This is a genomic window from Mycobacterium sp. NGS16 (assembly GCF_059813225.1).
In genome coordinates this window covers 47,626-58,709 of the sequence record NZ_JCALEE010000003.1, presented here as the reverse complement: position 1 = coordinate 58,709, position 11,084 = coordinate 47,626, and the positions used below count along the sequence as shown (strand labels likewise).

Annotated in this window: 2 protein-coding genes and 2 pseudogenes; all 4 read right to left on the bottom strand. The window is 70.6% G+C overall.

Translation table 11 applies throughout. From position 1 onward, the window contains the following. Positions 1-10 precede the first annotated feature (10 nt). A pseudogene (locus tag AC5Y4Q_RS09960) lies at positions 11-1,441 on the bottom strand (amino acid adenylation domain-containing protein); the annotation flags it as partial. Between the two features lie 69 nt (positions 1,442-1,510). Continuing rightward, positions 1,511-2,929, bottom strand: a pseudogene (locus AC5Y4Q_RS09955) (condensation domain-containing protein); the annotation flags it as partial. Between the two features lie 3 nt (positions 2,930-2,932). After that, entirely contained in the window at positions 2,933-10,012 is a 7,080-nt protein-coding gene (locus AC5Y4Q_RS09950) for an SDR family NAD(P)-dependent oxidoreductase (RefSeq protein WP_499958821.1), read from the bottom strand. Between the two features lie 212 nt (positions 10,013-10,224). Next, positions 10,225-10,908 (bottom strand): two-component sensory transduction protein RegX, encoded by a 684-nt coding sequence (gene regX / locus AC5Y4Q_RS09945; protein WP_064922971.1) that lies wholly within the window; start codon positions 10,906-10,908, stop codon positions 10,225-10,227. Positions 10,909-11,084 lie beyond the last annotated feature (176 nt).

Sequence of the window (11,084 nt, the reverse complement as noted above, 5' to 3'; positions counted from 1 at the left end):
TGCCACTGGGCGACAGCGGAAGCAGGTCGCCTGCGCGGAACACGGCGGGCACCATCGCCGCGGGGACCAGGTCCAGCAGAAAGCGGCGCAGTTCGGCGGTGCCTGGCGCTGCCGCAACCGGCACGATATGGGCGATCAGCAACGTGTTGCCCGAGGCGTCTTTGCGGGCTACCACAGCGCATTCGGCGATCTCCGGGTGCTTGGCCAGCGCGGCCTCCACCTCGCCGAGCTCGATTCGGAAACCGTTGATCTTCACCTGGTCGTCGCGGCGGCCCAGGTATTCGATGTTGCCGTCCGGCCGGTAGCGGGCCAGGTCGCCGGTGCGGTACAGCAGTGCGCCCGGAACAGAACTGAACGGGTCGTCGCCGAATGCGGCGGCGGTGGCCTCGGGCCGATTCAGGTAGCCGCGGGCCACGCCGACACCGCCGATGCACAGCTCGCCGGGCACCCCCACCGGTACCGGGTTGCCGGCGGCGTCGAGCAGGTGGATCGCGATGTTGGCTATCGGTCGCCCGATCGGGATGACGGGGTCAGAAACCCCGCGCTCACAATGGAAGTGGGTGACGTCGATCGCGGCCTCGGTCGGGCCGTAGAGGTTGTACAGTTCGGCGGGCAGCGCGGCGAAGAACGCATCGCGCAGGTCTGCAGTGAGTGCCTCACCGCTGCAGAACACCTGCCGCAGGCCGGTGCAGGACGCCGCCTCGGGTTCCGCTAGGAATCGGCGAAGCATCGACGGCACGAAATGCATTGTGGTGACGCGCTCTTCGATGATGGTGCGGGCCAGGTAGCCGGCGTCCTTGTGGCCCTCGGGTTTGGCGATCACCACCCGGGCACCAACGATCAACGGCCAGAAGATCTCCCAGACGAACGGGTCGAAGTTGATCGGTGTCTTGTGCAGCACCCGGTCGTCGGCGGTCAGCGGGTAGGCGTCCTGCATCCAGGCCAGCCGGTTGCGGATGCCGGCGTGGCTGTTCAGCGCCCCCTTGGGTGCGCCGGTGGAACCGGAGGTGTACATCAGGTAGGCCAGGTCAGCCGAGCCGGCGTCGGGGGGCGAATCCTGTTCCGCGGGCGGCGTCTGATCCAGGCAGAGCCGGGCACCGGTGAAACCGGTTGGTACGTGGGCCAGGTGCTTTCGGTGGGTGACGCAGACCGGCGCATCGGGCACGTCGGCGAGCATCGCCTCCATCCGCCCGGTCGGCTGGGCGGGATCCAACGGCAGGAAGGCGCCCCCGGCCTTGAGCACACCGAGCAGTGCGATCACCAGGTCTTCGGAACGCTCCAGCAGCACCGGGACCACGGCAGCGTCGGCACCGACTCCGAGCTGACGCAGCCGGTGCGCCAGCCCATTGGCCCGCCGGTCCAGTTCGCCATAGCTGAGCTCGCGGCCGTCGTAGCTCACCGCGACGGCGTCGGGTGTGCCCGCCGCGGCGGCGGCCACCATCTCGTGCAGACCGGCCGGGACATCCGGGTAGTCGACCCGGGTTTGGTTCCAGGACTGCAGCTTTGCGCGCTCGCCGTCGGTGAGCAGCGGCAGCTGCGACACCTTGGTGTTCGGGTCAGCGGCGATCCCGGCCAGCAGCAGGCTGAAGCGCTGCGCCATCGTCGCCATGGTCGCGGCGTCGAACAGGTCGGTGTTGTACTGCAGCGCGACCTCAAGCCGATCCTCGTGCTCGCCGACCTGCATGGTGATGTCGAACGGTGAGCCGCCCTGCCCGATGTGCAGAGTTTCCAGCGACAGCACGCCATCACCCGCACCGGCGCCGTCTTCGAACAGCCGGACCTGCTGCCAGGCGAACGACACCTGGAACAGCGGGGTGCGTCCGGCATCACGGACCGGCCGCAGCCGCTCGACGAGCAGCGGCAGCGGATACTCCTGGTGCGCGATCGCGCCCAGCACGGTGTCTTTGACCTGACCCAGCAGCGCAGCGAAACTCGGGTCGTCGCGCACATCGACGCGCAACGGCAGCGGGTTGGTGACGTAGCCGACCATGCCCATCAGGCCGGCCCGGTCGCGGCACGCGAACGGCGAGCCGATGATCAGATCGTCCTGGCCGCTGTAGCGGTGCAGCAGCACCGCGTAGGCGGCCAGCAGGGTCATGTAGGGCGTCGCGCCAACGCTGCGCCCCGCCTGTTTGAGCCCGGCGGTCACCTGGGCGTCGATGCTGAACCGGTGCAGCGCACCGGCGTAGGTCTGCACGGCCGGCCGCGGCCGATCGGTGGGCAGCGCCAGCGTCGGCAACTCGCCGCTGAACTTCTCCCGCCAGTACTGCCAGAGCTGTTCGCCTGCGGGCCCGGCCAGCATCCGGTTCTGCTGCTCGGCGTAGTCGACGTATCGGTCCGCGGTCAGCTCAGGTGCCGGGGCGCCGTGTTCATGCGCGTACAGCGCGCGCAGCTCGTCGAGGATGATGTCGATGGACCAGAAGTCGACGGCGATGTGGTGCACGGTCAGCAGCAGCACGTGATCGGCGGGGCGCTCTAATAGGGTCAGCCGCAGAACCGGCCCGGTGCTCAGGTCGAACGGCCGGTCCGTCTGCGTGCGGATCCACTGCTCGAGCTCGGCCGGGTCCGCACCGATGCGATGAGTGGCGATTCGCACCGGCCAGTGCGGGTGCACCAGCCCGACCGGCTGGCCGTCCCGCTCGGTGTAGGTGGTCCGCAACATCGGGTGCCGGTCCACCAGGGCCTGGGCGGCCCGCTCTAGGGCCGGCACGTCGAGCTGCCCGCTGATGCGTCCGGCGTAGGCGACGGTGTAGGCGGCGCTGTCGGGCGCGAGCCGGTGCACGAACCACATCGACCGCTGCCCGTAGGACAGCTCGTGTTCGGACGCCGCGTTCTGCGCTTTGGCCAACAGCAACTGGGCCAGCAGTTCACGCTTGCGCTCCGGCGACAGCGTGGTGATGTCGATGGGCGCCTGGGGTCGCTCCGTCACGGGCTAACCCCCGTCCTTGACGTGCTCACCGTCGGCGATCATCTTCGCCAGCAGTGCATCCACGGCGTCGTCGGAGAGGTCGGACACTTGTGACAGCAGTTCCATCTCCTGCACCGGCGCCGCCGGAACGTCTTGCTGGGCAACGGCTTCGGGCACCACAGACCGTTCCGCCCCGGTGCTCAGCTGCGCACTGAGCCAGCCCGACAGGCTGACCACGCTCGGCCCATCCAGCAGCCGGGCAACAGGAACGACGACGCCGAGTTCGCGTTCCACCTGGATGCGAAGTTCCAGGGTGATCAGCGAGTCCACTCCGAGACTGTTCAGCGGCGCCGCCACGTCCAGGACGGCCGGGGCCAGGCCCAGCTTGCCGGCGACCAGATCACGCAGGTAGGTCTCCAGCAGCCGCTGGCGTTCCTGCGGATCGGCGGCCTGCACCGCTTCGAACAGACCGCTTCCGGTCGCTGCCTCGGCCGGGCCGTCCGACACCTGCAGGTCGCGCAGCAACGGCGACTGCGCGCTGGGACGCCAACGCGCCCAGTCGATGTCGAGCAGCATGACCTGCGGCGCTCCCCCGCCGGAGCCGGCCAGCAGGTTCGCCAGCGCTGCGAAGTAGTCCTGCGCCGGCATGCCTTCCACGCCGTAGTGGGAGAAGTGCCGGTGCAGTTCGGAGTTGGTGAACATGCCCAACCCCGCCCACGGGCCGAAGTTGACGCTGAGCGCGGGCTGCCCGGCCGCGCGGCGGTGCCAGGCCAGCGCGTCCAGGAAGGCGTTCGCGGCCCCGTAGTTGGCGGCCCCCGGCGAACCCAGCACCGAGGCGGCCGAGGAGAACAGCACGAAGAAGTCCAACTGCGCATCGGCGGTCAGCGTGTGCAGGTTCCAGGCGCCCTGCACCTTGGGCGCCATCACCTCCCGCAGCTTCGGTGCGTCCAGGCGCGCCAGGATCGCGTCGTCGACGGTGCCGGCGGCGTGCACCACGCCGCGCAGCGGCGGCATCGACGCGCCGATGGTGGCGAGCACCGCAGCAACGTCGTCGGCCTTGGTGACATCGCCCTGGACGACCGTCACCTGCGCTCCGGCCGCGCGCAGCCCGTCCAGCGTCGCCTCCGCCGTCGCCGACGGGGCGCTGCGGCCCATCAGGACCAGGTGGCGCGCACCGCGCTCGACCAGCCAGCCGGCGACCTCGCCGCCGACCGCGCCGAGACCACCGGTGACCAGGTAGGTGGCGTCAGCGGAGAGCGCGAACTCGCCCGGCTGCCCGGCCCGGTAGGGCTCCAGGCGCGCCACGTAGCGCCGGTGGCCGCGCAGCGCCACGTCGGTCTCACGGTCGTCCGCCCAGATCTCGCTGAACAACCCGCGCAGTTCTTCGGGGCCGCCGTCGGTCGACAGATCGATTCCGGTGGCGCGCAGCTCCGGGTGCTCGTGGTCGATGCTGCGGCCCAGCCCCCAGACCGGGGCCTGCCCGACCGACACGACGGCGGATTCGGCGCCGTCGTCCCAGCCGGCCGGCTGCGCCCCGCGGGTCACCCACCACAACCGCGGCGACTCCAGCCAGCCGGCCACCGTCAGCGTCTGGATCAGATGCACCACGCTCAGCGACCCCAGCGTCGTCGCCGTCTCCAGCGACTCGGTGTCGGCCAGCAGGTTCCACAGGTGCAGCACGCCGCGGCACGGCGGCCGGTCCCCGCCGAACGCCGCGCGCAGCAGCTCGCCGAAGTGTTCGGGACGGCCCGGGTCGATGCGGTAGCTGTCGGCGCTCACCCGCTCGATCTCGGCGAGCCCGACGACCGGCTCCACCAGCACACAGGACTGGGCGTGGGCCTCGAGGTGGTCGCGCAGCGTGTCGGCCACCGGGCCGTCGGACAGGATCAGCCAGCTGCCAGGTTCCCCGGAGCGGCCCTCCCCGTCGGCCGCCAGCGACGCCGGCCGCCAGCGCAGCCGGTAGCTGTGCTCGACCGGGTCCGCGGGGCCGGTGGTGATGGCCGGCGCGCCGGAGGGGCCGGTGACGATGCTGCCGGTGGCCAGCAGGGACCAGTCGGTACCGGCGGTGCTGCCGTAACACTCGAACGCGTCGTCGGTCAGGGCGAACTGCACGGTGCGTGCCTCGACCGGACCGGCACACAGGTTCAGCGCACCGACCGACCGGCTGCCCGGGCCGAAGGCCAGCTCGACCGCTTGGCCGGCGAGCTCACCGAGTTGCTCGGCCGACAGCGCCCCGGTGGTCACGTCGATCTCGGTGAGCACGGTGTTCTGGGTGGCCGACCGGATGGGCCCGCGCCAGCCGTTCCCACCGGCGCCGCTGTAGCGCGGCGCGGCGATGGACCCGGCGTCCAGCCAGGAGTGCACCCGCTGCCAGGGGTAGGTGGGGGCCGGGACGCACCGGCTGCCCTCGGGGTAGACCTGCTCCCAGGCCACCGGGTGTCCCAGGGTGTAGAGAGTGCCCAGGGAGCCGAGCATGGTCGAGCGGCCCCGGAAACCGTCGTCGTCGCGGCGCATCGACGGCAGCAGGGTGGCGCTGCGATGCAGGTGTTCGGCATCTTCGCGGGCCCCGGTCAGCAGGATCGGGTGCGGGCTGAGCTCGACGAACGTGTCGTGCCCGGTCTCCAGCAGCCGCCGCAGCGCCGGCGAGAACCGCACCGGCGAACACAGGTTCGCCACCCAGTAGTCGGCGTCGAGCAGCGTGGCGCCCACCAGCTCCCCGGTGACCGTCGAGTACATCGGCACCGTCGGCGCGGTCGGCTTGAGCTTGACCAGGCTGCCCCGCAGGCCGGCGGCGAGGGCCGCCATCTGCGGGCTGTGCGAGGCGACGTCGACCTCGATCCACCGGCAGAACCGGTCCCGCTGGGTCAGTTTGGCCATCAGCTCTTCGAGCACCGGGCGCTCCCCGGCAAGCACCGTCGAGCGGTGGCTGTTGCTGGCGGCGATGGCGACCTCGCGCTCGTGACCGGCGATGAGCTCCTGCGCTTCGGCCATCGTGGTCTCGGTGACCATCATCGCCCCGCGACCGCGCACGCCGCGGAGCATGCGGGCGCGAGCGCAGATCACCCGCGCGGCGTCTTCCAGGCTCAGTGCTCCGGCCACGTGGGCGGCCGCCACCTCGCCGAGGCTGTGGCCGACCACCGCGGCCGGCTCGACGCCCCAAGAACGCCACAACGCCGCCAGCGCCACCTGAATCGCGAAGATCGTGGGCTGCAGGATGCCGATGTCGGTGAGCCTGGATTCGTCCTCACCCCGCGCCAGCTCCTCGAGGATCGAGTGCCCCAGGTGCGGAAACAGGGCGTGATCGCAGGCGGCCAGGGCGTCGGCGAAGACGGGCTCATCGGCCTGCAGCTGCTGGGCCATGCCGTGCCATTGCGAGCCCTGTCCGGAGAAGATGAACGTCACGCCGGGGCCGGGCCGACTCGGCGCGCAGTGCCCGACCGACAGGCCCGGCCGCGACTCACCCAGGCGGTAGGCCGACAACGACTCGAACAGCGCCGCTGGGGAGTCACCGACCACCGCAAGCCGGTAGTCATGGTGGCCGCGCCGGGCACCGGCGGTGTAGCACAGGTCCGTCAGGAAACGTCCGCCGTCCAGACCACCGGAAAACAGCGCCATCTCGTACTCGCCGACCAGCGCGGTCAGTGCCTCCGGGGACCGGGCGGACAGCGCCAGCAGCTCGGCGCGCCGCGGCGCGGCGTCGTCGGAATAGGGGTCCGGGTGGCTGCTACGCACCTGCGGGGCCTCGGTGAGCACCACGTGGGCGTTGGTGCCGCCGAAGCCGAACGAGCTCACCCCGGCGACGGCGCGGCTGCCCGCCGGCCACGGCGTCAGCGTCTGCACCACCTCCAGCGGCAGGCGGTCGAAGCCGATGTGCGGGTTGGGTTCGGTGTAGTTCAGGCTGGCCGGGATGGCCCGATGCTGCAGCGACAGCGCCACTTTGATCAGGCCGGCGATGCCGGCCGCCGCCTCCAGGTGGCCGATGTTGGTCTTGACCGAACCCACCAGGCAGCGACTGCCCTGCGGGCGGCCCTCGGCCAGCACGGCGCCCAGCGCGTTGGCCTCGATGGCGTCGCCGATCGACGTCCCGGTGCCGTGCGCCTCGATGTATTGGACCGCACCGGCGGGCAGGCCCGCCCGGCGGAACGCCTCGGTGAGCACGCTCTCCTGGGCCCGGCCGCTGGGCGCGATCAGCCCGTTGGTGCGGCCATCGGAGTTGGTGGCGCTGCCCCGGATCACCGCGTAGATCGGGTCGCGGTCCTCCAGCGCCTTACTCAGCGGCTTGAGCACCACCACACCGGCGCCCTCGCCGCGCACGTAGCCGTCGGCGTCGGCGTCGAACGTCTTGCAGCGGCCGTCGGGGGCCATCACCCGGGCCTTGGAAAAGTTGATCGCCAGGGCCGGCGACAGGATCACGTTCACACCGGCGGCCAGCGCCATGTCGCACTCGCCGTCGCGCAGGCTGCGGCAGGCCAGGTCGACGGCGACCAGCGACGACGAACAGGCGGTGTCGACCGACAGGCTCGGCCCGTGGAAATCGAAGGTATAGGACAGCCGGTTGGCGGCGATGCTCAGGGCGTTGCCGGTGCCGGTGTAGGCGTCGACGAGCTGGGGCTGGCCCAGCCGCAGGAAGCCGTAGTCGTTGGTGGAGATCCCGACGAACACCCCGGTGCGGCTGCCGGCCAGGGCGTCGGGCACCTGCCCGGCGTCCTCGAGGGCCTCCCACGCCACCTCGAGCAGCAGCCGCTGCTGTGGGTCCATCTGCGCCGACTCGCGCGGCGAGATGCCGAAGAACTGGAAGTCGAACTGGTCGACCTGGCCCAGGAACCCGCCGCGGCGGGTGACCGCGGTGCCCGGCACCGACGGGTCGGGGCTGTAGAAGGCGTCGACGTCCCAGCGGTCGGCCGGGACCTCGCTGGTGGCGTCCACCGCGCCGGACAGCAGCCGCCAGAACTCCTCGGGGCCGTCGGCGCCCGGGAACCGGCAACCGATGCCGACGATCGCGATCGGCTCGTCGGCGGCGCGCCGTTCGGGATGTTGGAGGGTCTGCTCGGCGGCCGGCGTTTTCACGGCGGCGCGGGCCAGGTGCGCCGACAGGATGTCGATCGACGGGTATTCGTAGGCGATGGTCGGGGCCAGCTCGCAGCCCAGCCACTGTTCCAGGGCGGTCGACAGGCGCACCGCGTGGATGGAGTCCAAGCCGTAGTAGGCGAACGGCTTGGCCGGGTCCACCTCGGCGACCGGAAGCTCGAGTTCCTGCGACAACCGGTCGACGAGCCAGGCGCTGATCTCCGCTGCGCTGCGCGTGCCCGCTGCTGCCTCGGCCATCGGCACCGGGGTGGGCTCGGGTGCGGCCGGCGCCGGCGGCTGGGCCGCGGGCTCGGGCGCGGCCGGGGGCCAGGCCGCCACCACCGGCAGCGCGCCGTCGAGATAGCGCTGCTTGCAGGCGCTGCGCTGGATCTTGCCGCTGGAGGTCGTCGGCAGCTGCAGCGGCTGCACCAGCACGACCGCGTAGGTGCGAACCGAATGGTTCTCGGTGACCGCGGTGCGGATGACCTGCATGGCCGCGTCGGCCTGCTCCCCGCCCAAGCGGCTCGGGTCCACCTCTTGCACCACAACCAGTTGCTCGGCCGCGCCCGGCTCCGGGGCGATCGAGAACACCGCCCCGCGGCCGCGCAGCAGCGCCGGGTTGGTGTTCTGGACGGTCAGCTCAATGTCGTTGGGGTAGTGGTTGGTGCCCCGGATGATGATCAGGTCTTTACGGCGGCCGGTGACGAACAGCTCGCCGGAATGGATGAACCCCAAATCTCCGGTGCGCAGGAACGGACCCTCACCGCTGTCGGACAGCGTGGCGGCGAACGTCTCGGCGGACAGTTCCGGGGCCCCCCAGTAGCCGTGGGCGACGCTTCCCCCGGCCACCCAGATCTCGCCGACGCGATCGGCGGCGCATTCCCGGCGGGTCTCCGGGTCGACGATGATCACCCGCTGGCCACCGCGCGGCTTGCCGCAGCCGACCAGCGGTGCGACGTTGGGATCGTCGGCGGAGACGCCGACAACCCGGTTGTCGCCCAGGGCGACCCGGTCGACGTTATGCACCACCGGCAGCGGCGAGTCCGATCCGCCGGAGACCAGCAAGGTGCCCTCGGCCAGCCCGTAGACCGGATAGAACGACTCGGCCCGGAAACCCGCGGGCGCGAACGCCTCGGCGAACCCCGCCAAGGTGGCGGTGCGCACCGGTTCGGCGCCGCACAGCGCCACCGTCCAGTTGGACAGGTCCAGCGCCGCGCGCTCCTGCGGGCTGGACAGCTCCACGCACATGTCGAAGGCGAAGTTCGGTGCGGCGGTGATCATGGCGCGGTGCCGCGAGATCGCCTCCAGCCACCGCATCGGCCGCTTGATGAAGGCCGTGGGCGGCATCAGGATCGAATGCCCCCCGACGTACAGGGTCTCGAGCAGGCCGCCGATCAGCCCCATGTCGTGGTACGGCGGGAGCCAGAACACGCCGGTCACATGCGGCATGTCGGTGTTGGCGTCCCAGGCTTCGGCAATGGTCTTCAGGTTGTGCACCAGGTTGCCGTGGGTCAGCACGACGCCCTTGGGCGCGCTGGTGGACCCGGAGGTGTACTGCAGCATCGCGATGCTGTCGCCGTCGATCTGCGGCGCCACCCAGGCCGCCTCGGTGCCGGGCGGGTAGGAGTCGGTGATCGACCACTGCAGCGCCTGCCCGCCGGGCAGCCCGTCGATGGCGGGCTTGATTCTGGGCTCGATCTCGGCGGTGGTGAGGGCGAAGCCAGGCTGGACGTCGGCGATGATCGACTCGACGCGCGGGAGAAGGTGCTCGCGCATCGGTGGGTGCACGGGGATCGCGATCGCACCGGCGTACAAGCAGCCGAAGAAGCTGGCGATGAAGTCCAGGCCCGGCGGGCACAGCACCAGCACCCGCTCTCCGGTGGCCCCCTGGCGCTGCAGGTCGGCGGCGATCTGGCGGGCGCGCAGGTCCAGCCGCCGGTAGCTGACCTGGCTGGTTTCGTGCTCGTCGCCGTCACGGGAGAAGGTGAACGCCGGCCGGTCGCCGCGCAGCCCGGCACGCTGCGTCAGCAGGTCCACCAACGTGCGGAGGGTATGCACCGTTTCGTCCGGCCCGCTCATCGATCGCGTCTCCCGTATGGCTAACGAAAATTGGTTTTAGATTGGGCCCAAGCGTCCGTAGGCAACCTTCATTAAGGCTACATTAAGAACGAGGACGTCAATTCCGTGATTTTCGGCGACGACGACCGCAACGAGCAAGTTAGGTCACCCATCAGCCACCGGCTGCGGGCTCAGCCCTCCAGCTTGTATCCGAGGCCGCGCACGGTAACCAGGTGCACCGGGTTGGCCGGATCGGCCTCGATCTTGGACCGGAGTCGTTTGACGTGGACATCCAGGGTTTTGGTGTCGCCGACGTAGTCGGCGCCCCACACCCGGTCGATCAGCTGGCCGCGGGTGAGCACCCGGCCGGTGTTGCGCATCAGGTATTCCAGCAGGTCGAACTCCTTGAGCGGCAAGGTGATCTGCTCACCGTTGACCATGACCACATGCCGTTCGACGTCCATGCGGACGGGGCCGGATTCCAGTACGCCCTCGCCCACGCCGCCCTCGTCGTCGCCGCCGCGGCGCAGCACCGCGCGGATCCGGGCGATCAGTTCGCGGGCCGAATACGGCTTGGTCACGTAGTCGTCGGCACCGAGCTCCAGCCCGACGACCTTGTCGATCTCGCTGTCGCGGGCAGTGACCATAATCACCGGCACGCTGGAGCGGGCCCGCAGCGCCTTGCAGACGTCGGTGCCCGACATCCCCGGAAGCATCAGGTCCAGCAGGACGATGTCGGCGCCGGCCCGGTCGAACTCGGCCAGGGCCGCGGTTCCGTCGGTGACCACGGTCGCCTCGAACCCCTCCTTGCGCAGCAGGAACGCCAGCGGATCGGCCAGCGACTCCTCGTCCTCAACGATCAACACGTGTGTCATCGCTGCTGCTCCTCCTCATCGCTCCGCACGCTCCGCTCTGCATCGTCGACAGCAGATGTCATCGCTGCTGCTCCTCCTCATCGCTCCGCACGCTCCGCTCTGCATCGTCGACAGCAGATGTCATCGCTGCTGCTCCTCCTCATCGCTCCGCACGCTCCGCTCTGCATCGTCGACAG